Genomic DNA, 25,203 nt, shown 5'->3' on the forward strand with positions numbered 1-25,203 from the left:
GAATCCAGCCCTCCTCGGCAGACCAATCGGAGAAGGTGAAGGGGACGCGCTCGCCCAGGCCGTTGACGCGCAGGATGAAGAACTGCCCCGCGCGCACCTTGCGGGCGACCCTGGGCGCTTCGACGCAGAGCTCGAACACTCCGTCGGAGAGTTGACGTCTTTCGATGATCCGATACAAATTGCGCCTCCGGAATCCGGCGAAGACAAGTAATGTGGCAGTATAATCCGGAATCATGACTCCTGCACCCACTTTTTTGCGACGGCCCGAATTGCGCCGAATCATCCTCGGCACGCTTCTGGCCGCCTTGTTGGCGCTGACGACAACGGGTTGCGCCAGCGCGTCCAAGCCAACTCTGGATGCGCGCAACGCGCTGGGAACGGTCGTGAGCGTCACCGCATACCCCGCCGAAGGAGTCGAGGATGCCGAGACACTCCGGCCGGCGATCGACGCCGCCTACGGGCGGATGTTCGAGGTCGAGCGGGCACTGGATGTCCACGATCCCGACTCGGCGATCGCGCGACACAACGCCGAGGGCGGGAGTATCCCCCAGGAAGCCCAGGTCATCCTAGCAGCGATCGAGCGCCTTGGAGTCGGCGAGTACTTCTCCCCCCACTTGCTCGATGTGGTCGCACTCTACGACTTCGAGGGAGAGCGCAACGTGCCTTCCCCGGATGAGCTGACTGCGGCGCTCGCCAGCCGTCGCTACGACTTCGGCGGTGCCGCCAAGGGACTCGCGCTCGATCAGGCCGCCGCTGAGCTTTCGGCCTCACCCGACGTCCAAGCGGCGCTGGTGACTGCGGGCAGCACGACCATAACGCTGGGCGGCAAGCCGGATGGCTCTCACTGGCGCATCGGCATCGAGGACCCGCGGGACCCGGAGTCGACATTCGCTTCGATCGAGACGCGCGGCAACCTCACGGTCTCGACATCCGGCGACTACCAGCGCTACTTCGAGCGCGATGGGGTCCGCTACCACCACATCCTCGACCCGGCCACGGGGCTCCCGGCATCCGGGTTGCGCTCCCTGACCGTCGTCGGCGAGATATCCGCCCTGGATTCCGACATCCTCTCGACGGCGCTCTTCGTCATGGGTCCCGAAGCCGCCGAGGACTACGCGAGATCCCACGGCTTGGGGCTGGTGATGGTCACCAGCGATGACCAGGTCATCGTGATTGAGGGCCCCACCGGCGCCGAGTGGACGATCACCGAGTCGCGTCAGCGCTAGTCGCCCAGTCGGCCCCGGATTTGCTCCAGAGGTACGTCGATGGTATAGTGACCAGTGATTCAAGCCTTCCGTGGCAATTGTAAAACTGAATCCCTGCACGCCAACCGGAGGATATACTGCATGAACCGAAGCCGCGCATATCTTGCGACATTCCTCTCCCTGATATTGTTACTAGCCACCGTCGTTCCGGCGCCTGGCCTTACACGCGCACAGCTTGAGCAGTCCCGTCAGCAGGCCGCCGAAGCACGTGAGCGTGCAGCGAATGCCCGGGAGCAGGCCGCTGATGAACAAGCCGAAGCCGATGTCTTGCGCCGAGAGGTCGATCTGCTCGATGGGCAGATGTCCGCGCTCACCCTGGAAATCCGGGCGCTCCAGCCTCAGATTCAAGCCGCGAACGAGCGCACAACTCAACTGAACAACGAGGTCGCAGCATTGCGGGAGAAGATCGCCCAAAAGGAGGCCGAGATCGCCAAGGTCGAGGCGGACCACACCAATCAGACGGAACTCCTATCTGAACGACTCACCACCACTTACAAGCAAGGCAACGAGTTCTTCCTGGAGATCATTTTCCAGGCTGCTGATCTGAGGGACTTCATCGCACGAACCACGCTCGTTCAGCGGGTGATGGAATCCGACAGGGAGATCATGCTCCGACTGGAGGAGACCCAGGCCAACCTAGAGCGCATCAGAGCCGAACATGCGCTCGCACTTGAATCCGTCGAGATCAAGCGCCAAGAGGCCGCTCTCATCGAGAACAACTTGCGCAAACTAAACTCCCAGCGCCAAACGGCCCTCAACCAGCAACAGGCCGCCCAAGCCCAGAAGTCGACACTCCTTGCCGAGACAACCGCCAATGCTGAGCGTCTCCGCAAACTAGCAGACGACGAGGATCGGGAGTCGGCCAGCATCGAAGCTGAGTTGCGCAACCGCATGTCCCAAGGGTCGGGCACCTTCGACGGTGAGATGGCCTGGCCCACACCCGGGTTCTACAGGGTCTCCTCCGGCTTCGGTCACCGCACTCACCCGATATTCGGTACTAGGCGCATGCACTGGGGCATCGATATCGCCGGCCCCGGAATCAACGGGGAGGCGGTTGTATCTGCCGAAGACGGCGTAGTGGTTTCAGCGGGCCATCGCAGAGGCTCCGGAGTCACGGTCATCGTGGACCACGGCAATGGGGTCTCAACCCTCTACGCTCACCTCTTGACCGGTAGCATCGACGTCCGGGTGGGCGAACAGGTCGAGCGCGGACAGCGCCTGGCTTCCGTGGGCTCCACCGGCTTTTCCACAGGACCCCACCTGCACTTCGAGGTCCGCATCAACGGGAGACCCGTCGACCCGATGCCGTACCTGCGCTAGCGGCTACTGCTTCGAGTTGAACTCGCGCATCGCCGAATCCACCCCGTGCGCCAGTAGGTGCTTCACGCACTCGGCGGCCTGCCCAATCGATACCTGCAGGTCCTCCCACGCCTCGCCACGCAGCGGCTGCAGCACATAGTCAGCTCCCGACATCCGACCTTCAGGGCGCCCGACTCCGATCCTGACCCTGATGTAACCCTCGGATCCCAGCTCGTCGGTGATCGAGCGCAGTCCGTTGTGCCCAGCATGGCCGCCCCCCGCTTTGACCCGCAAGCTGCCGTTGGGGATGTCGATGTCGTCGTGCACCACGACAATGCGGTCGACAGCATACTCATACTTCGCGGCCAGCTTTGCGATCGCCTTCCCACTCACATTCATGTAGGTGAGTGGCTTGACCAGAAGTAGAGAATCGCCGTCCAGCACCGCCGAGGAGGTCAGCGCACCCGCCTCGTTCTTCCAATAAGCCGCCGAAAGATCCTCGCCGAGCGAGTCGATGACCAAGAACCCGGCGTTATGCCGGGTTCGAGTGTATTCCGGGCCAGGGTTACCAAGGCCCGCGATCATCCATGACATCGAGGCTTCTAATCCTTGTCCGAAGAGTCGGATCCGGAACCTACCAACTCGGGCTCACCCGGGACGGAGGCGCCCTCGACCTCGCTCACAGTGGAGCGCATGGCGATCGAGCAGATGACACCCGCTGGATCGTCGATGACCGTGACGCCTTTCGGGACGACGATATCGGCTACAGTCATGGTCGAACCGAGCTCCATGTCAGACATATCGACATCGATGAAATCCGGCAGTTTCGCAGGCAGTGCCTCCACGGTGACTTCGCGGATTTCGTGAAGCATGATGCCGCCCTCTTTGACCCCCGGCGCATCGCCAACGAAGTGGAGGGCCACCGCTACTTGAATCGGGCGATCCAACCGTATCGCCAACAGATCCACATGGAGGATTTCGCTCTTGATGGCGCCCCTCTGGATCTGCCTGATCATCGTGTCCACCGGCTTGGCTGTACCCGCGATGTGAAGCTCCAGCAAACCGGGCGCACCCGCATGGCTTTGGATGAACTTGTCGAACTCGTGCCGCTTCAGAGAGACAGGAATCGTCTCCCGCCCGGGCCCATACAAAACGGCGGGAATCAAGCCGTCCTTGGCCAGACGACGGTTGGCTTTTCCGATGACTTCCCTCGGCAGGGCAGTGATCACCGTTGAATCGGTCATGGGTATGACTCCTTTCCCCGGCGAGCTGAGTATTCAGCGAGGCCTACAGTAGACTATACCCTAGAGTTGGAAGTCGGGGTCGAAGAGCTCCGAAACCGACTCGTTGCAGTAGACGTTTTGGATCGCGTGCGAGAGGAGGGGCGCGACCGACAACACGCGAATCTTCCCGCCGGTACGCTCCTTGGGCACCGGCAGCGTGTTGGTCACAATGACCTCGGTGATCGGCGAGGCTTCGATCCGCTCGTAGGCTGGCGCCGAGAAGATGCCATGCGTGGCGGCGACATAAACAGCTCGCGCACCGGCATTCACCAGCGCTTTAGCTCCCTCGGTGACCGATCCTCCCGTGTCGATGATGTCGTCGGCAACGATGCAGACCTTATCGGCGACATCTCCGATCACGTACGTGATCTCTGCGACGTTATGTTGTGGCCTGCCCTTGTGCATGATCGCAAGCTCAGCACCGAGCATGTCGGCGAGTTTCTTACACACTTTGACCCGACCGACGTCGGGTGAGACGACGACGCAGCCATCAAGATTGAGTGACTCGATGTAGTCGGCTAGGATCGGCAAGGCGGTGAGGTGGTTCACCGGCTGGTTGAAGAAGCCCTGAATCTGTCCCTGATGCAGGTCCATGGCGATGACGCGGTCCACGCCTGCGGTTGTCATGAGGTCGGCCACCAACTTGGCTGTGATCGGCTCGCGAGCCGCTGATTTCTTGTCCTGCCGAGCATACCCGTAGTGGCTGACTACCGCCGTGATCGACCTCGCGCTCGCCCGTTTGGCTGCGTCAGTCATGATCAACAGCTCCATCAAGGTGGAGTTGACTGGCTCACAGATGGATTGCACGAGAAAGACATCGGCGCCGCGGACTGATTCGAGGAACCTCACGTAAATCTCGCCGTTGGCGAACTCCTTGATCCTGACGTTTCCTAGCTCCACCCCGAGATGCTTGGCGACTCCTTCGGCAAGCTCAAGGTTGGAAGTGCCGGAAAAGACCATCATCCTGCTGTCAGTCTCGATCAAGTGCACCTTCACTCCTTTGTGTCGTCCGGACCCTTGCGTCGACTCTGGCGCCGCTCGGCCCAACCTGGGACTTGCCGCTGCTCACAGCGCTCTATCCCAAGTGCGCCATCGGGCACATCCGAGGATATCGCAGAGCTTGCCGCCGTGACCGCATCACGTCCGATGCGCACGGGTGCTATCAGCATGGTATCAGACCCGACGAAGGCGCCGTCCTCAATGATGGTCTTGGATTTACGCGCGCCGTCGTAGTTGCAAGTGATGCTCCCCGCTCCGACGTTGACGTTCCGCCCGATCGTAGCGTCGCCGATGTACGAGAGGTGCGGGACCTTGGAATCTGGTCCGACCTCGGAGTTCTTGATCTCGACGAAAGCACCCGCTTTCGCGCCTTCCATCAGCACGGTACCGGGACGCAGATAGGTGAACGGACCTACAGTCGCGCCGTCGCCGATTCGCGCGGACAGCACCACCGACGAGTCCACCCTGGCTGCGCCGCTGATTTCGGAATCCTCGATCCGGCTAGAAGGACCGATGTGACATCCGTCCTCGATCACAGTGTTCCCAAGGATGGTCGTCATTGGTTCGATCACGACATCCCGCCCGATCCTGACCTCGGGGCCGATCCAGACTGTGGACGGATCGGTCATCGTGACTCCCGCGAGCATGTGCTGCTCGTTGACTCGCGCCTGCAGCCATGCGGTTGCCTCGGCAAGTTGGACGCGGGTGTTGACGCCCAGGAGCTCCTGCGCGTCTTCGACCTTCGCCGATACGACACCCAACCCCTCCTCGCGGAAGAGCGACACCATGTCTGTCAGGTAGAATTCGCCCTGCGAGTTCTCAGAGCCGACGCGATCCAGATGCTCGAAGAGCGCCTGAGCGTCGAAGCAGTAGGTCCCTGTGTTGACTTCGCGGATCGCAAGCTGCTGTGCGGTGGCGTCCTTGTGCTCGACGATGCCGAGCATGCTGCCGTCCTGGCCCCGGACGATGCGCCCGTAGCCCGAAGGGTCGTCGACCTCGGCGGTAAGCACCATGACGGCCGCCGAAGAACCCTCGCGAAGATCGATCATCGACCGGATCGTCTCGGGACGGATGAGCGGGGTGTCCCCGCTGAGGACCACCAGCGAGCCTTCGACTCCCGCCAACGCATCCTTCGCACATAGCACAGCGTGGGCGGTTCCCAGCTGGCACTCCTGTCGCACGAAGGTGACTCCTGAAAGCAAGGACTCGACGGCCTGGGCCTTGTGACCGGTGATCACGACGACTTCGCAGCCGGCCTTCTCGGCGGACTCTGCAACCAGACGCACCATCGGGACGCCGAGGACTCGGTGGGCGACTTTCGGCAGGTCGGAGCGCATGCGTGTGCCTTCGCCTGCAGCTAGGATCAGCGCGACCGCAGACATTTGACGCTCCTTACGGTAGGGGGCCAGGGACTTGAGTTGGCAATATGGCTGGGGCGGTAGGATTCGAACCTACGGATGGCGGATCCAAAGTCCGCTGCCTTACCGCTTGGCTACGCCCCAGGGCATTCCAAACTTTATGGAAGGGGCCGTAGTGCGTCAACCATATTTTTCTGCGTTCAGCAAACGGCTTCGCGAAATGCCGCCAGCCCGCCCTCCTGTTGGAACTGATCGAGAACGACCTGCTGTATCTGGAGACGGGTCTCTGTGTCGACCGGATGGCAGACATCCCGGAACTTGCCCGTAGGAAGACGCCTCGAGGGCATTGCCACGAACAAACCCTTGTCCCCGTTCACGATCCTAAGGTCATGTATGACGAAAGCGTCATCGATCACGATACTCGCCAGTGCGCACACCTTGTGCATCGCCACCGGTCGCAATACCACCTTCGTAATGTTCATGTCGCCCCCGTTTGCCCAATCTCTTTGCCCTAGCGTGCACCTTACCGGCGACACGACTCCTAAAGCGGTTATTCGCCGCCGTCCCCCTAGCTCCTGCCACTTCTCGCGTACAAGACCTTCTCGGCGACGATGACATCGATGGGCTTGTCGACATCAGCGCCTATGGCAGCTCTTGCCGAGAAGACCGCAGCCCCTGGCCCCCCTAGAAGCTGGGTCATCTTCTTCTCGACGTCGACGACTCGGAGTCGGCCCGTCACGAGTTTGACCACGAAGCTGAATCCTAGTGCCCCGGCCATGCGCAGCGCCGACTTCCTGGTGTCGAACAGTTTCTGCCCGATGATTTTGTTGCGCTCCCCGAGCTGAGGATTCACCAACATCATGTTGCCGCCGGTGATTTCACCCTCGACCAAACGGATGTAAGTTCGCTTACTCCCGGGGAACTGCTCGATCATGTCTTGCTTTCGGACCAGCGGGTAGACGAAATCAGCGTTGGTCGCTAGGGCCGCTGCGATGAAGTCCTCGATGTCCTCCGAACACAACGCGGGTAGATCTCCCGTGATGATCAGCGCAGGTCGATCGCTGCGAAAGGCCCCCAAGCCCGCGAGGATGTTCTTGAAGAACGCCTGATCGGCGACGACGAGTTTGTCGACCTTGTTCACCCAGAGGCCCAAATCCTCTGCAGTGGGGACCACTACGGCGACTTCGGCGATGCTGGGGGCTTCTTTCAGCGCATCAACGACCCACTCAACCATCGGTTTTCCGGCGATGGGCAGCAATCCCTTGAACCTTGCATCCGGATCGATGACCTCTCCGGCCCCTCCTGCCAGAACGACTGCGTCCACTTTCATGCGGAAGCTCCTTCGTATGCGACAGGCGGGATGGTCGAGGTCGTATGTGTCGGTGCTGACCACCAACCGCGGTCTTGGGCCTTCCTGGCCAGAAGCTCAGCCACTTGGGCATCGGCGCAGATCGCGAATACCGCAGAGCCGCTCCCGCTGACCGCGCAACCAAGCGCCCCATGGTGTGAGGCGCACACATCGAGCACGCCGGCGATCTCGGGGCACAGATGGATGGCCGCATCGTTGAAGTCGTTGTGGATGCTCTGCGCGACTGCAAGCCGATCGTTGCGTTCGCATGCATCAAGCAGTCGCGCCTGATCACCGCTCGCCGACGAACCGATATCGTCGAAGGTCTTGTATGCGACCGCGGTCGATATCGAATCCTCTGGCTTGATCAGGACGACATCGAGTTCGGGAGTGGGCAGTCGAGTCTGGAGTTCATCGCCCCTACCGCCGAGAAGCGCGGTGCCGCCGCCGAGGAAGAAAGCTACGTCTGCCCCTAGGGAGCGAGCCACCTCTCGCAGCATTGGTGAATCCGGCGCAATGCCGAAGTGCCGAGCAAGCATCCGCAGAGTAGCCGCAGCATTTGAGCTGCCTCCGCCGAGACCTGCCCCGTGAGGGATGCGCTTCACGACCTCGATGCGAAAGTTGGGCGCCCTGTCCAGCGCTGCACAAATTGCGACGGCGGCCTTGTAGATAAGGTTCTCCTCCGCCGGAACACCGATGTCCGGCTCGACAACCACATCGAGGCACCCGGCGGGATGACATCTGAGCGAGTCACCCAAAGCCAGCGTCTGCATCACAGTCGTGACCTCGTGGTATCCATCAGAGCGCACGTCTCCGACACCGAGATAGAGATTGATCTTTGCAGGTGCCTCGGTCGCAATCTCAAAAGTCATGGTCGTCCTAGAAACAGCGGCCCGGAATAATGCTCTTCGGCGGATAAGGATCCACGCCGAAGGTTGCTGGTCAGTTCAGCCAGGGAAGAAGGCTCTCGCCGTTGTCGCAGTCCGTGAGCTCGACCGTGCCGGTCAGAACGTCAACGTAGCTATAGGACACACGTGCTGTACGCTGCCTTTTCTCCTCGACCTTGACGACGAACAGTGCCGGGTGCGTCTGCTCAAGGACCCCCTCACGCTCTACGATCTTGGAGCGACCCATGTTGGCCCGAAGGCGCATGCGGGTTCCCATCATGGCTTCAAGATCGGTTCGGATTCTTCCTACACGCATGATCTGCTCGGTTACTTCCATAGATTCGCCTCCTTGAACATCTGACGTATTATAGCGGAGTCGCCCAGGAAACTCAAGGTAAAAGGCGGTATTCTGCTAGCGCCCGAGCCAGCTCCACAAAATCGTCGGTACCAAGCGTCTCGGCACGAAGATTCCCGTCGATTCCTGAGGCGGTCAAGGCCTCGTCGATGTGAGCGATATCCGCCGAAAGTCCGGCTCGCAGCGAGTTGCGCAGCGTCTTTCGGCGATGCGAGAAGGCCGCTTGTACGGCCGCAAAAATCGACTCGAGGTCAGCGATATCCGCCGAAGAACCGACTCGCTCCAAGCGGATGACCGAGGAGTCCACGTTGGGAGGGGGCATGAAGCACGACCGTGGGACCTGGAAGCGACCGGCAGGACGGGCCAGGAAGCCCAGCTTGACCGTGTAGGCGCCGTACTGCTTCGATCCGGGCGATGCCGCGATGCGGTCGGCTACCTCTGACTGGACCATCACCACTGCGGATCTCAAGGTCGGGACCTCGAGGAACAGGTCGAGTAACACGGTCGCAGCGATGTTGTAGGGCAGGTTGGCTACGAGTGTGGTCGGTGGGCCAGCGGGGGTCATGAGGCCAGCGACATCCACCTTGAGGGCGTCGCTGTGGACGACAATCAGGTTGCCTGACTCGGCTTGCAGCCGTTTTAGAATCGGGATGAGGCGATCGTCGCGCTCCACCGCAACGACCTGACCGGCTTTTGAGCACAAAGCGACGGTAAGTGTCCCGATGCCTGGGCCGATCTCGAGCACGGCCTCGGTTCCAGAGAGAGCTGCAAGCTCCAATATCCTGCCAACGACGTTGTCGTCGACCAAGAAGTGCTGCCCGAGCGATTTCTTGGTGTAGAGGTCGTTGGCCTTGAGAACGGCGAGCGTCGAGGCCGGGGAGGCCAAGCGGGAGTGAGTTGCCACGCATCGTGCCCTTCGGCTATTGGAGGATGATGATGGTCACGGTGCGACGACCCCAGGCGATGGCTTCGGCTTCCGTGTCAAAGCACAAGTCGATCTTGTTGCCCTTGATCGCACCGCCAGTATCGGCGGCGATCCCGTAGCCGTACCCGGGAACGTAGAGCCTGGTGCCCAAGGGGATGACCCTAGGGTCGACGGCGATGATGCCCCGCTGGGCTCTGGCGCCGGTAGCAGTGCGCGTTCCGACTCCGTTGACTCCTGGCGCGTACGCTGTAGCGGTGACCGTCAACCTATCGCCTTCGGCGGATCGGCTGGAACTGCTCGAGGTCCGCGTGAACGAGGCGGGTGCCACCCTGGGGCGAGTACCGCGTTCGACCACTTCATCGACAGGCTGTCGAACGACTCTCTCGGCAACGAAACGCTTCTCCGAGAACTCCCCGTCCACCATCACGACGTGATAGGTCCGCACTACCTCACCGGGAACGCCCTCAGTGACGACTTCGGTCTGACCTGCTGGCCTGGAGGCATCGGCACGCTCGACCTGCTCGTATGGAAGCGCAACGGGTTCCTCGACGACCCGGGTGACAACCTCGCTAACAGTGATGTCCAATCCGGCCGTGAGTGTCGTGGTGAGTGCGGGGATGACTCTCAGGTCATCGCCCGGCTGAATTCCCGCGGCTACAAGTGCTTCAATGACCGTCGCTCCGACCACATCGATTTCGACGCGCTCGTCGTCCATCGAGATGGATACCGGTGTGGCCTCGCGAACAACGATCGTCATTCCCTCGCTGACAGGCGAGTCTTGGGATGGAGTCACCAGATGGCTGCATGACAGGTCTACGCCTGCCTGCTCGAGCAGAACGCCGACGGTCTCGGCCTGTGTCTCGATCTGTCGGGGCTCACCATCGATTATGAGGGTGACCTCGTCTTGTGCCCAAGTGAATCCGGCGATACTGAGTGCGAGTACGACTAGTGTGATGAAGACTGCGACAAACTGGTACGTTTTCAGGAATCCGGCCGGTCTATCCGGCTCTACTCCCATACATCCCCTACGGTCCTCGGTTACATTTCGGCAACGAACAAGCGACCTCGAAGTATAGCCCAACCCCGGTGGTCGCACAAACCCGCAGGTCGTCCTCTTTGCCCATGCGCGAGTGTTGGCTTATACTCCAAAAGCATGAAAACTAGAAGCGATCAGATGAAGTCCGGGTTCGCCCGCACACCCCACCGAAGCTTGCTCAAAGCCGACGGCCTCACCGACGAGCAGATAGCGCGGCCGTTCGTTGCTGTCATCAACTCGGCGAACGAGATAATCCCAGGTCACACTATGCTCGACCAGATCGCGCAGGGCGTGAAAGCCGGCGTGCTCATGGCTGGCGGAACCCCGCTTGAGATCTCAACGATCGGTGTGTGCGACGGTATCGCCATGGGACATCAGGGCATGTGGTCCTCGCTCCCCAGCCGCGAGGTGATTGCCGACTCGGTCGAGATCGCAGTCAACGCTCACGCATTCGATGCGGTCGTGATGATCCCCAACTGTGACAAGGTCATACCGGGGATGCTGATGGCCGCTGCACGCCTAGACCTGCCGACGGTGGTGATCTCGGGTGGCCCAATGCTTGCAGGGCGCAACCTTTCCGGCCAGCCGGTGTCAGTCGAGACCGTCTTCACAGCAGTCTCAAAGTTTGAGGCCGGTCTAATCACCGAGGAGGAGCTCTCTCACCTCGAAGACCACGCCTGTCCCACGTGTGGCAGCTGCGCCGGCATGTTCACCGCGAACTCCATGAACTGCCTCATCGAGGCGCTGGGCATCGGCCTTCCTGGTAACGGCACCGTTCCGGCGGTCTACTCGGAGCGCATACGCATGGCCAAGCGGGCGGGACAGCACGTCATGCGCCTACTCGCCGAAGGGGTCACCGCACGCGACATCATCAATCCCACGTCGATTCGCAACGCGATCACCGTGGACATGGCCTTCGGCGGAAGCTCGAACACCGTGCTGCACATCACCGCGCTGGCGCACGAGGCCGACCTCGAGCTGACCTACGATGACTGGTCCGCGATCTCCGCGCGGACGCGCGCGCTGGTCCGCATCAGCCCAGCTAGCGATATCTACATAGAGTCCCTGCACGAGGCCGGCGGCATACCTTCGCTGATTCGAGAGCTCGACCGAGCTGGACTCATCGAACGCGATGCGATGACCGTCACGGGGCAGACGATCGGCGAGATCGCCGACAAAGCCCGAAAGGCCGACGGGACCGTCATCCGCAAGATCGAGAACCCGCACTTCCACGAGGGCGGACTGAAGATCCTGCGCGGGAACCTCGCCCCCGATGGCTGCGTGGTCAAGCAGTCGGCGATCCCCAAGGACATGAGGCGCCTCACCGGACCTGCGCGCGTCTTCGACGAAGAAACCTCGGCAGTCGCTGCGATACTCGGAGGCGGGATCAACCCGGGCGACGTAGTCGTCATCCGTTACGAGGGCCCAAAAGGCGGTCCCGGGATGCCCGAGATGCTCGCGCCTACCGCTGCGATCTCGGGGATCCCCGAGCTGGCCACGACTTGCGCGCTCGTCACCGACGGGCGGTTCTCGGGAGCGACCAAAGGGCCTGCTATCGGCCATGTGGCACCTGAGGCGATGGTCGGCGGCCCGATCGCACTTGTGCACGAGGGCGACCCGATCACTATCGACATCGACGCCGGCACCCTGACGGTCGACGTGCCCGATGAGGTGCTGGCCGCCAGGCTCGCCGAGTGGGCCCCTCGTCAGCCTCGGGTAACGAAGGGCGTACTCGCTCGGTTCGCCGCGCTGGTTTCCTCGGCGGATAAGGGTGCGGTCCTCAGGCCAGGGCCGTGATTCGATGAGCATCGACGCCACGACCCCTGCCGAACCGAAAGCTTCCGCTAGCGCTACCCGAAGGATCGCGCTCTTCTCCGATGTGCATGGGAACCTCGAGGGACTCGACAGGGTGCTTGCCGACATCGCCGCAAGCGGCATCCATGAGCGCTTCTGCCTGGGCGACCTGGTGGGCTACGGCCCCGATCCCGCCGGAGTCATCGCCCGCATCAGAGAGCTGGACATCCCGACGATCCGCGGCAACTACGACGACGGGGTCGGCGCGCATCGGGGCGACTGCGGGTGCTCCTTCGCCACCGAGGCAGAGCGGGCATGCGGCATACTCAGCTACGAGACCACCGTACGCGCGCTATCCACGACCGAGCGCGCATGGCTCGCCGAACTCCCCCTGGAGCTGCGCCTCGAGCACCGAGGGCTGCGCATCCTGCTGACTCACGGCAGCCCCAGGCGGATCAACGAGTACCTCACTCCGGATCTGCGCCCCGAGCTCCTACTCCAACTCGCCGAAGATGCGCGGGCGGACGTCGTCTGCGTCGGGCACGTCCACATCCCCTACCATCGCCGCATCGAGCGTGCCGGCGGCGGCGGTCCCGTCCACTTCATCTGCGTCGGCTCAGTCGGCAAGCCGAAGGACGGGGATCCGCGCTCTGCTTGGGTCGAGCTGCTACTTGGCGATGACGGCTCGGTAGATACTGCGGTCCACCGGGTCTAGAGCGCTCGGCGGGTCCTAGCCAGCTCCGTCACACGCCACCCGATGTCTTGCGCAGCTCGCAGGGAGTCCGGATACCGCGCGATGTCGCCGAACCCGTCTGGGCCTTCGACGACCAGCTCCTCGGCGTAGTCGACCTCGAGGTTTGCGAACACGCTGCGTGTGGGGATAACGGCGGCTTCGTGGCCGTACGGATCGCCGCCCGCGCCGACCAACAGCAGCGCACCCGGGCGGCGCGTCGCGACCGGCGTTGTCCGGTCTTCTCGGCGGATGGCGTACCGACGCGCCCAGTAAGGCTGGCAGCGATCGTAGAAACCCTTGAGCGTGGCGGTGACCGTCGCGAAGTACACCGGCGAGGCCACGACGATCGCCTCGGCACGGTCGATCCGCGGGTAGATCGCGGTCATGTCATCGCGCAGAACGCAGTGGCCCGTCGATGAGCAGCCACCACAGTTGATGCACGGCTTGATCGTGTGGTCCGCGAGCACCAGCCAATCAGCGACCCCGCCGGCCACCTCGATGCCCTCTGCACAGGCGTCGAGTAGCTGCGAGCTGTTCCCCTGCCGCCGAGGAGACCCCGCGACGCACAGGACCAGTGGCCGCCGGTCCGCGTCCATCTAGTCCCTCCGACAGAACAGGCGGCGCGTGTTGGCGTCAATCGCCGAGGCGAACTCTGTCCACCCGACGTCTTTGGCTTCGGCGATGGCTGCAGCGACGAGGACCGCCAGCGCGGGCTCGTTCGTGGCTCCCCTGTACGGCTCGGGCGCTAGGAACGGGCAGTCGGTCTCAACGAGGAGCCGATCGAGGGGAACGCTGGCCGCAACCTCCATCAGCTTGGACTTCCGGAAAGTTACGGGTCCTGCGAAGGAGATATGGCATCCCAGTTCCAAGAAGACCTCGGCATCTGCGACTTCGCCAGTGAAGCAATGGATCACGCAGCCCGCCTTGGGTAGCCCCACTTCTCGGAGGATATCGGCGCCTTCGGCGTACGCCTCCCTCAGGTGCACGATGAGCGGCAAGCCCCGGGCATGAGCCGCCGCCAGATGCGCACGGAAAGCGAGCATCTGCGCCTCGCGGGGAGAGTGGTTGTAGTGGAAGTCGAGCCCGGTCTCTCCAACCGCGCAGGTTAGCGGGTTGCGGGTAAGACGCTCAAGCAGGAACTCCATCTCTGGGTAGAAATGCTTCGCGTTGTGCGGGTGGACCCCCACCGCGACGCCAACCTCAGGGGGACTGACGTCGACCTCCCACTCCGCCAAGCGCATCGCGGCCTGATCGAGCCAGCCAGAAAGCGCGTCGTAAGTGCCCTCTGGGGACTCCGTGAGGTCGGCTACGGTCAACACGAACCCCACGCCTGCCATCGCAGCGCGCTCGAGCGCGCCGGCCGGGTCGTCAAGCATGTCGAGGTGCGCATGGGAGTCCGCGATCGGAGCACCGAGCTCCGGGAGGTCCACGGTCCTGAAGCGCACTCGCCCAGTGCTGCCTTCTATCGTTGGAAACCGATCACTGTTCATAGATTCGAGGGAACAAGGGGTCGCCTTTCTCGACAACGCTGCCAGACAAAAGTCCTCCCCATCGCGATTCGCTTGCAAGGTCGGTCACCGAGTGGATGTCCCCCAACCCAAGTCGAGACCAGACCTCTGCGCTGGTGGACGGCATTATCGGCGCACAATACAGGGCGGCGACGCGGACCGCCTCCAGCGCATGATAGATCACGCGGGCAAGGTCGACTGCGGTTTCCTCGGACTTGGCCAAGGTCCACGGCTGCGAGTTCTCGATGTATCGGTTGGCCTCCTTGACGAGATCCCACGCTGCCTCGAGCGCTTTGCCGTAGTCGAGCCTGACCATGGCGTCCTCGTACTTTGCAGGAAGACCCTCGGCGATTGCGCGCAGGGGCGTGTCCGCCGCGATCTCCTCGGCGGAAAGTGCCGGGACGCGACCATCGAAGTACTTACCGGTCATGTTGAACAGCCGAGAGCACAGGTTGCCCCAGTCGTTCGCGAGGTCGCCGTTGTACCGCTGGACCATCGATTCGAGCGAGATCGATCCGTCGGCACCGAACTGCACGTCGCGAAGGAAGTAGTAGCGATAAGCATCAACGCCGAAACGCTCTGCTAGTTCGGCGGGGCTCTGGACGTTACCCTTGGACTTGCTCATCTTCTCGCCCTTGGTCAGCAAGAAGCCGTGTGCAAAGACCGACTCGGGTAGTTCGACGCCTGCCGCCATGAGCATAGCGGGCCAGATGACGCAGTGGAACCGGATGATGTCCTTGCCCACGAAGTGCACCTGCGCGGGCCAATACCGCTCGAAGCGCTCGGCCAGCTTCGGGTCGTCGGAGCCATAGCCAACAGCCGTGATGTAGTTGAGCAGCGCGTCGATCCACACGTAGGTCACGTGGTTATCGGCGAAGGGAAGCGGAACTCCCCAGGAGAACGTCGTCCGCGAGATCGACAGGTCCTTCAGTCCTCCCCTGACGAAGCTTAGGACTGCGCTTTGCCGTAGTCGAGCCTGACCATGGCGTCCTCGTACTTTGCAGGAAGACCCTCGGCGATTGCGCGCAGGGGCGTGTCCGCCGCGATCTCCTCGGCGGAAAGTGCCGGGACGCGACCATCGAAGTACTTACCGGTCATGTTGAACAGCCGAGAGCACAGGTTGCCCCAGTCGTTCGCGAGGTCGCCGTTGTACCGCTGGACCATCGATTCGAGCGAGATCGATCCGTCGGCACCGAACTGCACGTCGCGAAGGAAGTAGTAGCGATAAGCATCAACGCCGAAACGCTCTGCTAGTTCGGCGGGGCTCTGGACGTTACCCTTGGACTTGCTCATCTTCTCGCCCTTGGTCAGCAAGAAGCCGTGTGCAAAGACCGACTCGGGTAGTTCGACGCCTGCCGCCATGAGCATAGCGGGCCAGATGACGCAGTGGAACCGGATGATGTCCTTGCCCACGAAGTGCACCTGCGCGGGCCAATACCGCTCGAAGCGCTCGGCCAGCTTCGGGTCGTCGGAGCCATAGCCAACAGCCGTGATGTAGTTGAGCAGCGCGTCGATCCACACGTAGGTCACGTGGTTATCGGCGAAGGGAAGCGGAACTCCCCAGGAGAACGTCGTCCGCGAGATCGACAGGTCCTTCAGTCCTCCCCTGACGAAGCTTAGGACTTCGTTGCGACGGGTCTGTGGCTGGATGAAGTCAGGGTTGGCCTCGTAGTGGTCTAGGAGTCGCTGCTGGAACTCGGAGAGCTTGAAGAACCAGTTGTCCTCGCGGATGAACTCGACCTGCCTACCGCAGCTTGGGCAGGACCCTTCGGCGAGCTGATCCTCGGCCCAGAAGGTCTCGTCGGGGACGCAGTACCAGCCCTCGTAGGAGCCCTTGTACAGGAAGTCGCCGGCGTGCAGTGCGGTCCAGAACGCCTGGACCCCGGCCTTGTGCCGCTCCTCGGTGGTGCGGATGAAGTCGTCGTTCGTGATGCCGAGCAGCTCCCACGCCTCAACGAATCTGGGTGCGATCGCGTCGCACCACTCCTGCGGAGACATGCCGTTCTCCTCGGCGGTTTGGGCGACCTTCTGGCCGTGCTCGTCGAGGCCGGTGAGGAAGAAGACGTCGTGGCCGGTCATGCGCCTGTAGCGTGCGAGGGCGTCCGCTGCGATGGTGGTGTAGGCGGTCCCGAGGTGCGGGACGGCGTTCACGTAGTAGATCGGTGTTGTGATGTAGAACGGTTTGCTGCTCATGCTTGTTGTGGCTCCAGTGCTCCGGTTACAGGCCGCTTCATTCCCGCACCCGAAAACGATATCGTGTCTTTGCAGGACTTATAGGGTATTATAAGCGAGTCTAACTTATTGCACCTCCGCTCGGAGAGGGCGGTTTTCATGGAGGCGTGACCCCACGGTCAGCGCCTCCATGTGCTATTCGGTAGACTTCATTACGCGGAAGGCCAGTCTCCCTGGCTACTAGCCGGATCGCATCCGAGCGCGTCGCCCCCGCCGAGACCAGCGCATCCAGCGCCTCGCGCACAGCTACTTCATCGACAGTCCGAGGCGCATTCCGGTCGGGTGGCCCTATCACGATGGCCACCTCGCCCTTCAGGTCTCTTGCCGAGAGGACCTCGGCGACCTCCCCTGAGACGCCCCTGATGACCTCCTGGTGGATCTTGGTGAGCTCTCTGGTCACTGCGACGAACCGCGTAGGCATGACTGCGGACACGTCGGCGAGGGAAGCCGCCGTCCGACGTGGAGACTCGAAGAACACGAGGGTGGCGGCGAGCTCGCCCAGCGACTCCAGCAATCTCCTGCGCTCGCCCGATTTCCTCGGCAGGAATCCGCCGAAGTAGAAGGGCATCGTGGGAGCACCGCTGATCACGAGCGCGGTCAACACGCTGCTCGCGCCGGGGAGCACGTCGACCTCGACTCCGGCCTCGATGGCCGCGGCCACGAGCTCCTCGCCGGGGTCGGAGAGGCCCGGGGTCCCCGCGTCGGACACGAGTGCGACGACCTCGCCTCCGAGCATCCGCGCGACAAGCTGCCCAGCGCGGCTCGCTGCGGTGTGGGCGTCGTAGCGCACCACGGGAGTCGCGATATCGTACCTGCCGAGAAGCCGCGAGGTAACCCGGGTGTCCTCGGCGGCTATCACGTCGGCCTCGCGCAACGCGTCGAGCACTCGCAGGGTCACATCGCCGAGGTTGCCGATCGGCGTAGCGCAGACGAGCAGTCGCCCCGAGTCAGTCATTCTTGTCGTACGGCGCGATCACGTATTGCGGTGGAGGCGCTATTTGCGCAGCGTCTTCTCCGGGCACTGCGACCGGCGCCACCGGCATCGGGGGGTCGATGATCCCTTGCGGTGCAGCGGCTGCGGACTCATCGTCGCGCAGGCGGCGGTAGAAGAGCGTCCAGGCGGCCGAGTGGAAGGTCCACCAAATCATCATGTACAAGGATGCCAGCAGGAATTCGACGAATCCAAGCGGGATTTGAAGCAACGGTTCGATCTCAGCGACAATCACATCGAAAACGCCGAACGCGAAGGTGGGGATGGCTAGTGCGATGGACCCGACGATGGCGACTGCGAAAAGCAGGAACCACATCGAGATGACTTCTTTGAATCGGTGACGGCTGTCCGAGAAAGCGGCTCCAAGAGACTGAAACACCGGGCGTCCACTCAGGAGGGCATGCCTGAGTCCGAGCGAAACGAGCAAATCCGACAAGATGCCTGCCACAAACGCTATCGGCAGTCCTATCACAAGTACCCCGCAGAACATCAAGAGACCCGCTCCGGCCTCCTCCAGTCCGGCTTCCGGCATGGCCAACAGCGGAACCGCAGCCAGCCCCACGATGATCCCCCCGACGATGATCCCGGGCGCCCATCCCAGCAGACACACAAAGAGTATGCGGAACCAATTCCGGAATCCTGCCGCCCATCCACCCCGGATGGATACGGCTGTACCCGTTGCCGCATCATCGGTCATGCGGACGACTCCGCCATAGGCCGCAACGGAAACTATCTTCAGTATCAAGAGTGCCATCAGGCCGAAAACGACAAGAATGGCGATCAGAGCGATGTCTTCCCGAAGGTTGGCAAGTGCGGCACCGGGGTCGAAGACGACTTCGTCCACGTTTTCCTGAGGGATCATACGGCTGAGGTAGAAGACCCCACCGGTTGCGAAGAAACTGAGGGCCCATATCCCCTTGTGCTTCCATGCGATCTGCCATGCCTGCTTCAGCAGTGGTGTGTACTCCATCGAGTCATCCTTCCGGTGGAAGCGCCGCCTCGGCAGTGCCTCAAGCGATTGTGATCAGGTCGTATTTCCTCGTGCCGAGACCAGTCGTCTCAGCATAGGCCATCGAGATTCCACCATCAATGCCGGAAACCGATGCGAATTTGTCGACTCCTTCGGCCAATCCCTCACCGCGGGTGCCGTCCAGTCCCCTGGCGCCAGTGACCAGGTCGTAGGCCGCCTGATCGATGGCCACGATGTCAGTGGACGCCAGGACACCGATATCCTGCACGATGCTCGCATCCGAGAAGTGCCAGCAATCGCAATCCGGGGTCACGCTCATCACGAAGGAAAGGTAGATGACCTTGTCCTCCTTGCCGGACAGCGCACCCGCAACATGTTCGACTATCTTCTCCTGGATAGCGGCGGGCTCGGTCTTCCACTGGATGGCGATGGCCCCAAAAGGACACGCCGCCACACACTCGCCGCATCCATAGCAAGTGGCAAGATCAATCGCGACCTTGGAGACCGGATCGACCGTGATCGCATCGACCGGACACCACTTCGCGCACCTTCGGCAGGCAGTACACTTGTCCAGATCCGGCGCAGGCGTGAAGTCGGCGTGCATCCGCTGCTTCGCGCTGCGTGACCCCAGTCCCATGCCAACGTTCTTGATCGCCCCGCCGAAGCCTGTGGCCTCGTGTCCTTTGACGTGTGTCACGACAACCATCGCATCGGCGTGGACCGCTGCCGAGCCGATCTTGACGCTATCGAAATGCTTGAATCCTTCGATTGGCACCTCGCACGCTTCGCGCCCGTCGAGTCCATCGGCGATGACGACCGGTGCCTCGACAGTGGCATAGCTGAACCCGTTGCGAAGCGCGCAGACGATGTGCTCCACCGCATTGAAGCGCTGGCCTCTGTAAAGCGTGTTGGCGTCGGTCAGGAACGGCTTGCCCCCGGCATCTTTGACCCGGGTCACCACTTCTCGCACGAACACCGGACTCACGAAGCCGGTGTTGCCCTGCTCGCCGAAGTGCAGCTTGACTGCAACAAGGTCTTTATCGGCAATCACTTCGCCCAGACCGGCCGAGACCAACAGCTCGCCTGCTCGCGTCACCAACGATCGCTTGCTTGTCGTTCTGACCGGGGCGAACCATACCTTCGCCGCCGCGCTCATCGATTCAGACCTTCCTTGCTGTCGCTCTCCTCGAACGCCAAGGCCGCAGCGCCGAGAACCCCGGCGTCATTGCCTAGCTCAGCAGGCACCACGCGAACGTCTCGGCGTCCCGCAAGTGCTTCGGCGCCGATCACCTCGGCGGCCCGGTCGATCATGAAGGGGCATGCTTCACCGATGCCGCCTCCGACCACGATCCTCTGCGGGTTCAGGAGGTTGACGATCCCGACGAGCGTCTTGCCCAGAACGACTCCTGCTTCCATCAGGATCTCCGTGGCTGCTTCATCGCCCGCGAAGGACGCTTTGATCACGTCTTCGGCGGTGATGACATTGACGTCGCCGCCTGCCATCTCGAGGATTGAACGTCCACGATGGGTAGAGGCGACATCCCGGCCCTTCGCGGCGATCGCTGGTCTTCCCAGGTAGCTCTCCACGTGGCCGTTTCCACCGCATGGGCATGGCGGGCCATCGAGCTGCACCACCATGTGCCCGATCTCCCCGCCCAGTCCTCGGAATCCGCGATAAGGATCGCCGCCGATGAACATTCCGCCGCCGACGCCCGTCCCCAACGTGATCATCGCAAAGTGCCGTACCCCTTTTGCGGCCCCGTACTTGGATTCTCCGAAGGCAGCCATATTCCCGTCGTTGTCCATCGTCACGTGGTGTCTCAATCTGGACATCACAAGGGATCTGACATCAACGCCAGCCAGCGGCAGGTTGGTGCAGAACTCAACGCTCTGCCGAGCGAAATCTATCTGAGCCGGAAGACCGATCCCGATGCCTACGATCTCGCCCTGTTTGACCACATCGGAGACCTCAGCGACCATGTCGATGACCTCGTCGACTATCGCAAAAGGCCCACCTTTGGGCGTGAGCGACTTGGCGTCCTTTATGATCCGACCCTTGCGTTCAACGAGACCCACCGCGATGCGGGTGCCGCCTACGTCGACGCCGATTGCATAAGATGAGCGCAATTTACCCTCCTTGGGTCCTTAGCCACGAACTTGCTGCCCGCACGCTCACAGCAATACACAAATCAGTAGTCCCAACGGATACCCCTCTGCTTGATGATTCCCATATCGAACATCTTTGTCATCATCTCGTCCTCAGTGACGCCGAACAATCCCGACAGATACCGATGGTCGTTGAACCACTTCTGCGCCTGGTCCAACACCAAGTACGCTGGGGTGATGAGCTCGTCGGCAACAATGTCGGCGTCTGCATGATCGACCCCGGCCTGTCTCGGATACGTGCTTGTCGGGTCTGCCAACAGGATCACCATGTGGGCGACCAGATGAGCAAGTGCCTTCCTGCGGGAATACTCGTCCTTGCTGGAATTCAAGAGGATCACGGGCAAGCCGTCTTCATTGACCGTGGCTCCGCCGAAGAAATATGGCATCTCCACGTGTCTCACCGGTATACCGTACGCTTCAGCTAGCCGCTCCATGGGCACAGGGGGCTCCTCTACTCCGGCTTGCTTCAGGGCAGCCTCGGCGATGCTTCGGTAATATGAATCGGTGCGAAGTGGCACGACATCTCTTTCTGTTATTGGAAACAATCATATATATCGGCAACCATTTAAGAAATGTTTCGTCCGTTTACATAATGTCCCGCACGGAATGAGTCGATATCTGCCTTACGGGTCGAGTATCGGCGAAGGAGATGAGTTGGACCACGAGGGTAACAGTCTGGCGGAAGAGCTGCTTCGTCTTGTGGCGGTAGCGTCCACAGCAGCGCGACTCTATCCGGCGACCAGTCCGATTCCGGAAGAGTCCTTGGAGAAGCTGGTCCGGCGATCCAACGAGATCACCAACTCCCTTGGCGGGCTCAGATTCACAATCGACCCCAACGGCTTCGCATTGGGCGACAAGCCCATGTCGCCGGGACAGACCCAGATCACCTGGCTCGCAGAGACCCTCCACTCCATGCAAGGCGGCCAGCTGGTCATAGCTCCAGGAATCACCCCCGAGGAGGCCAGATCGTTCATCCACATCGTGAACTCCGATCCCGCATCCGTACGCCAGCGCAGTATCCGCTCACTGCTGACAGGGGCCGGAGTGACCCATCTGGCAGTCATCGAGGTGTCGCTGCGCGCCTCGACAGAGGACGGGCTGCTCGGCGTGGACATCATCAATGCGCCCCTGGAAGAGATCGGCACCGAATTGACCAATGCGGTCACCACTTGGCAACAATCCGCCGAGGAGGGAGCTGGCAGCGATGACTTGTTCACGGTCATGGACCGGATGGAGGAGGCCACCCGCGGACTGGCCGCCTCGAGGATCGTCCAAGCCCTCATGATGCTCGACGAGCCCACTAGACTGAACCTGCTTGAGATGTCGCTGAAAACCGACACGGCCGGACAGCGGATGAGTGGCATGTTCGACGTCATCTCCCGCATGAACCCATCCGCGTTGGCCCGGCTACTCAAGATGACCGCCCAGAAGATGTCCATCGAGCCGGATCGCCTCGCCCAAGCACTCGAGCTGCCAGCCTCGGTCTTCGAGTCGATCTCGCTATTGTTGTCCCTGCCAAGCCAGTCGGAGAGCGCTGAGATGGCACCCGATGCTCCTGACGTTGAGATGATTGCCCTGGAGTTGGCGATGGATGACGCTGGAGACCTTGGTCACCAGCTATCCAAAGCTTCGCCGGTTTTCGCCGCAGGAAAGGCCCTGCACACCAACGTCACCCTCTCCGCCAAGAGGCCGGATGCGGATTCCATCAAGGCTATCGGGGAATCCTTGGTGCCTGCGATTAGCGCAGGCGCCTTCAGCGCAGTGATGGGAGCCCTGAACCGCCTTGACGAACTGCAGTCCACGCCGGCGCTTGCACTGGATATCGAGCAAGCCCGCGCTAGGATACAAGATGTCCAGGTTCTGCTAGAGGCGTGCAGGTCGGCTTCCACCGATGCCGAAGCGGCGATGGCGGGCGACATCCTCAGGACCGCGGGCTCCACGGGTGCCGACGCCCTGCTGCTCTTCCTTGCCGAAGCCGATCAGGAACGTCGTTCCCTTTTCCGCCCAGTACTGCGGGGGATGGTCGATCAACTGCTGACCTCTGCTGGAAGAATGATCCGCACAGAGGATTCCTCGGGGGCGATAAGTATACTGAAGGCACTGGCGTTCATTGCGGACAAGAGGGCGGTCCCTGTGATCGTACAGGCATTGGAGAACCTTGACGCAGCTGTCCGCAGAAGGGCGGTGACGACACTTGCCGATATAGCCCATAGTGAGAGTCGAACTGCGCTGTCCGGCGCGGTAGCCCACTGGGATCCCGAGACACAGCGTTTTGCGATTAAGGAGATCGCAAGGGTGGGGGCGACAGAGGCCATTCCTGCATTGGTCAGAATCCTGGAAGACATTAACATATTCGACAGGAACCACGAGCTGAGGAAAGCGATCGTCAGGTGCCTAGGGCGCCTGGATTCGCCGATAGCCAGGCGCTCGCTTGAAAAACTGGCGAGCAGACGATTCATCTTAGGCAGACAGGGCAAGGAGTTGCGATTCCTTGCGCGGCAAGCACTCGTGGAGTCTCCACAATCTGTACAGCCGATCGACATGGGAGCGGAAAAATCATGACAGACCAACTCGAAGGTACACCCACGGCCCCGAAGCCTGATGTCCCGTTTGAAAGCCCAGGCGGCGCTGGGGTCAGACCGGCCGTTCCTTTCGCCACCCCTGACAGGCTGGCTCGCGCAAAGGAGCTGGTTCGCGCTTTGGCGGTGGCCCACACGAACTCGCAACTCTACCCGCTGGCGCATCCGCTGCTGACCGATTCCATCGACGATCTGGTCTCCGCCGTCGGGGAGATCGGGGCACTTGGATTCGACCAGGTGACCGTGAATCTATACAAGCGGACGGTTTTCGTTGAGAACCAGGTCTTCCCCGAAGAGAGCGTGACCTACCAAAAGCTTGTCGACGACTTCCTCGTCAGGGGCATCTCGGCAATCACGTTCCTCGACGGATTCTCCAGGAAAGACGCGAAGGCGCTTGTGAATCTGCTCGCCGAGACCTCAATACCCGATGCCGAGGCCGCGCGACGGCTCCTCGAGTCACAGGGGGCCACCGGTGTGACCGTCGCCGAGACGACCACACTCGACGGAACCGAAGGAGAGTCGCAGCAGCGAGCCAACAAAGTGAAAGCCCGGGAGGTTTACGACACGGGGCTCTCTGCAATGCGCGATGTCGAGACCAGGATGAAACTCGGGAAGGCGATCGAGACAGATCTCCTGCACGATTTCATCAGCTCCATGATGGAGAGCCTGTTCAGTGACCCCGCAGCTGTCCTCGGCCTTACGGCGATCAAGAGTCACGACGACTACACTTTGAACCATGCTATAAACGTGTGTATCCTTTCGCTTTCGCTGGGGGCGTCGTTTGATCTGGACGAGGATTCACTTAGGTCTCTGGGCCTTTCGGCATTGCTCTATGATATCGGCAAGGTGCATATTCCTGAGGATATCCTGAATAAACCCGGCCCCCTGACCAGCGACGAGTGGGCTGTCGTCAAGGATCACACCGTGGAAGGCGCCGAGCTCCTCAAGCGCATCCAGCTAATCGATCACATGCCGATGGTCGTTGCCCACGAACACCACTTCCGACATGACATGCAGGGGTACCCTGATATCGGGCCCGGGGATGGTCAGCATCTGTTCAGCAAGATAGTCGCCCTGTGTGACGCATACGACGCTATGACGACGCGCCGACCTTTCCGTCGAGAAATCCGCCCGGACAAGGCGCTGGCCGTCCTCATGCAGGGACGCGGCAAGGCTTACGACCCCTCCGTCACCAAGGCATTCATCGCACTGCTGGGCATCTATCCGATGGGTGCGATAGTCCGCCTAGACGACGACTCGCTCGCTGTGGTCTTCAGGGTGAACAACGACGACCTACTGCACCCCCGCGTGAAGATCCTGGCCGATCCCGAAGGGCGCTGGTTGCCCGAGCCATCAACCGTGGATCTGCGGGTGGTCGACCCACAGACGGGCGAGCATGTCAGGGCCATCAAGGAGTGCATACCTGCAAGCGAAGCAGGTATCGATGATGCCTGGCAGTACCTCTAGAGTGCTGG

Annotated in this window: 25 protein-coding genes, 1 tRNA gene and 1 pseudogene; 6 read left to right on the forward strand and 21 right to left on the reverse strand. The window is 61.6% G+C overall.

The window, feature by feature from the left end; all coding sequences use genetic code 11:
* The coding region (locus tag M1617_05715; protein ID MCL5887777.1) for a hypothetical protein at positions 1–235 on the reverse strand (235 nt) is incomplete at its 3' end.
* Positions 236–269: 34 nt separating this feature from the next.
* On the opposite strand from M1617_05715, the gene M1617_05720 reads away from it, so the two are divergent.
* Both M1617_05720 and M1617_05725 read left to right on the forward strand, forming a co-directional pair.
* A complete protein-coding gene (locus M1617_05720) occupies positions 270–1,226 on the forward strand; it encodes an FAD:protein FMN transferase (GenBank protein ID MCL5887778.1) in 957 nt (318 codons plus the stop codon).
* A gap of 120 nt (positions 1,227–1,346) precedes the next feature.
* Positions 1,347–2,585 carry a peptidoglycan DD-metalloendopeptidase family protein gene (locus M1617_05725; protein MCL5887779.1) on the forward strand — a complete coding sequence of 413 codons (1,239 nt, stop codon included), beginning with the start codon at positions 1,347–1,349 and terminating at the stop codon, positions 2,583–2,585.
* A gap of 3 nt (positions 2,586–2,588) precedes the next feature.
* Here the strand turns inward: M1617_05725 and pth are convergent, their stop codons facing one another.
* The 11 genes from pth to M1617_05780 all read right to left on the reverse strand — a co-directional run bounded on the left by pth (position 2,589) and on the right by M1617_05780 (position 10,737).
* A complete protein-coding gene (gene pth, locus M1617_05730) occupies positions 2,589–3,158 on the reverse strand; it encodes an aminoacyl-tRNA hydrolase (protein MCL5887780.1) in 570 nt (189 codons plus the stop codon).
* A gap of 8 nt (positions 3,159–3,166) precedes the next feature.
* The gene (locus M1617_05735; GenBank protein MCL5887781.1) at positions 3,167–3,808 is read right to left on the reverse strand and encodes a 50S ribosomal protein L25; all 642 of its coding nucleotides are present in this window, start codon (positions 3,806–3,808) and stop codon (positions 3,167–3,169) included.
* 60 nt (positions 3,809–3,868) lie between these two features.
* Positions 3,869–4,810 (reverse strand): ribose-phosphate pyrophosphokinase, encoded by a 942-nt coding sequence (locus tag M1617_05740; GenBank protein MCL5887782.1) that lies wholly within the window; start codon positions 4,808–4,810, stop codon positions 3,869–3,871.
* A gap of 29 nt (positions 4,811–4,839) precedes the next feature.
* Positions 4,840–6,228, reverse strand: a complete 1,389-nt coding sequence (gene glmU / locus M1617_05745; protein ID MCL5887783.1) for a bifunctional UDP-N-acetylglucosamine diphosphorylase/glucosamine-1-phosphate N-acetyltransferase GlmU — start codon at positions 6,226–6,228, stop codon at positions 4,840–4,842.
* Between the two features lie 45 nt (positions 6,229–6,273).
* Positions 6,274–6,348: transfer RNA gene (locus tag M1617_05750), tRNA-Gln, on the reverse strand.
* Between the two features lie 56 nt (positions 6,349–6,404).
* Positions 6,405–6,686: a SpoVG family protein gene (locus M1617_05755; protein ID MCL5887784.1), complete on the reverse strand. Its 282-nt coding sequence runs from the start codon at positions 6,684–6,686 to the stop codon at positions 6,405–6,407.
* An 86-nt stretch (positions 6,687–6,772) separates the two neighbouring features.
* Positions 6,773–7,534, reverse strand: coding sequence for a nucleotidyltransferase family protein (locus tag M1617_05760; protein ID MCL5887785.1), 762 nt, complete (start codon positions 7,532–7,534; stop codon positions 6,773–6,775).
* On the reverse strand, positions 7,531–8,424 hold the full coding sequence (gene ispE / locus M1617_05765) for a 4-(cytidine 5'-diphospho)-2-C-methyl-D-erythritol kinase (protein MCL5887786.1): 894 nt from the start codon (positions 8,422–8,424) through the stop codon (positions 7,531–7,533). The genes M1617_05760 and ispE overlap by 4 nt, the downstream gene beginning before the upstream one ends.
* 70 nt (positions 8,425–8,494) lie before the next feature.
* Positions 8,495–8,776 carry a Veg family protein gene (locus M1617_05770; protein ID MCL5887787.1) on the reverse strand — a complete coding sequence of 94 codons (282 nt, stop codon included), beginning with the start codon at positions 8,774–8,776 and terminating at the stop codon, positions 8,495–8,497.
* A gap of 52 nt (positions 8,777–8,828) precedes the next feature.
* Positions 8,829–9,698, reverse strand: coding sequence for a 16S rRNA (adenine(1518)-N(6)/adenine(1519)-N(6))-dimethyltransferase RsmA (rsmA, locus tag M1617_05775; protein ID MCL5887788.1), 870 nt, complete (start codon positions 9,696–9,698; stop codon positions 8,829–8,831).
* Between the two features lie 16 nt (positions 9,699–9,714).
* Positions 9,715–10,737 (reverse strand): 3D domain-containing protein, encoded by a 1,023-nt coding sequence (locus M1617_05780; protein MCL5887789.1) that lies wholly within the window; start codon positions 10,735–10,737, stop codon positions 9,715–9,717.
* Between the two features lie 135 nt (positions 10,738–10,872).
* Between M1617_05780 and ilvD the strand changes: the two genes are divergently transcribed.
* Positions 10,873–12,552 carry a dihydroxy-acid dehydratase gene (gene ilvD / locus M1617_05785; GenBank protein ID MCL5887790.1) on the forward strand — a complete coding sequence of 560 codons (1,680 nt, stop codon included), beginning with the start codon at positions 10,873–10,875 and terminating at the stop codon, positions 12,550–12,552.
* A 4-nt stretch (positions 12,553–12,556) separates the two neighbouring features.
* Positions 12,557–13,264 carry a metallophosphatase family protein gene (locus tag M1617_05790; GenBank protein MCL5887791.1) on the forward strand — a complete coding sequence of 236 codons (708 nt, stop codon included), beginning with the start codon at positions 12,557–12,559 and terminating at the stop codon, positions 13,262–13,264.
* Here M1617_05790 and M1617_05795 read toward each other — a convergent pair.
* The 9 genes and pseudogenes from M1617_05795 to M1617_05835 form a co-directional block, all read right to left on the reverse strand.
* On the reverse strand, positions 13,261–13,878 hold the full coding sequence (locus tag M1617_05795) for a flavodoxin family protein (GenBank protein MCL5887792.1): 618 nt from the start codon (positions 13,876–13,878) through the stop codon (positions 13,261–13,263). The genes M1617_05790 and M1617_05795 overlap by 4 nt on opposite strands.
* Positions 13,879–14,727 carry a TatD family hydrolase gene (locus M1617_05800; GenBank protein MCL5887793.1) on the reverse strand — a complete coding sequence of 283 codons (849 nt, stop codon included), beginning with the start codon at positions 14,725–14,727 and terminating at the stop codon, positions 13,879–13,881. It abuts the gene before it with no gap.
* Between the two features lie 34 nt (positions 14,728–14,761).
* Entirely contained in the window at positions 14,762–15,706 is a 945-nt protein-coding gene (locus tag M1617_05805; GenBank protein ID MCL5887794.1) for a class I tRNA ligase family protein, read from the reverse strand.
* A 77-nt stretch (positions 15,707–15,783) separates the two neighbouring features.
* A pseudogene (gene metG, locus M1617_05810) lies at positions 15,784–16,983 on the reverse strand (methionine--tRNA ligase).
* Between the two features lie 136 nt (positions 16,984–17,119).
* Entirely contained in the window at positions 17,120–17,977 is an 858-nt protein-coding gene (gene rsmI, locus M1617_05815) for a 16S rRNA (cytidine(1402)-2'-O)-methyltransferase (GenBank protein MCL5887795.1), read from the reverse strand.
* Positions 17,970–18,983, reverse strand: a complete 1,014-nt coding sequence (locus M1617_05820) for a hypothetical protein (protein ID MCL5887796.1) — start codon at positions 18,981–18,983, stop codon at positions 17,970–17,972. The genes rsmI and M1617_05820 overlap by 8 nt, the downstream gene beginning before the upstream one ends.
* A gap of 40 nt (positions 18,984–19,023) precedes the next feature.
* Positions 19,024–20,139 carry a DUF362 domain-containing protein gene (locus M1617_05825; GenBank protein ID MCL5887797.1) on the reverse strand — a complete coding sequence of 372 codons (1,116 nt, stop codon included), beginning with the start codon at positions 20,137–20,139 and terminating at the stop codon, positions 19,024–19,026.
* The gene (locus M1617_05830; protein MCL5887798.1) at positions 20,136–21,110 is read right to left on the reverse strand and encodes an ROK family protein; all 975 of its coding nucleotides are present in this window, start codon (positions 21,108–21,110) and stop codon (positions 20,136–20,138) included. Before M1617_05830 ends, M1617_05825 begins: the two co-directional genes overlap by 4 nt.
* Positions 21,111–21,172: 62 nt before the next feature.
* Positions 21,173–21,667, reverse strand: a complete 495-nt coding sequence (locus tag M1617_05835) for an ImmA/IrrE family metallo-endopeptidase (GenBank protein MCL5887799.1) — start codon at positions 21,665–21,667, stop codon at positions 21,173–21,175.
* Between the two features lie 136 nt (positions 21,668–21,803).
* Between M1617_05835 and M1617_05840 the strand changes: the two genes are divergently transcribed.
* Both M1617_05840 and M1617_05845 read left to right on the forward strand, forming a co-directional pair.
* Entirely contained in the window at positions 21,804–23,711 is a 1,908-nt protein-coding gene (locus tag M1617_05840; GenBank protein MCL5887800.1) for a HEAT repeat domain-containing protein, read from the forward strand.
* Positions 23,708–25,195, forward strand: a complete 1,488-nt coding sequence (locus M1617_05845) for an HD-GYP domain-containing protein (GenBank protein MCL5887801.1) — start codon at positions 23,708–23,710, stop codon at positions 25,193–25,195. The genes M1617_05840 and M1617_05845 overlap by 4 nt, the downstream gene beginning before the upstream one ends.
* Positions 25,196–25,203: the final 8 nt, after the last annotated feature.

The sequence above is a fragment of the Actinomycetota bacterium genome, from assembly GCA_023488435.1.
Lineage (GTDB): Bacteria > Actinomycetota > Coriobacteriia > Anaerosomatales > UBA912 > UBA912.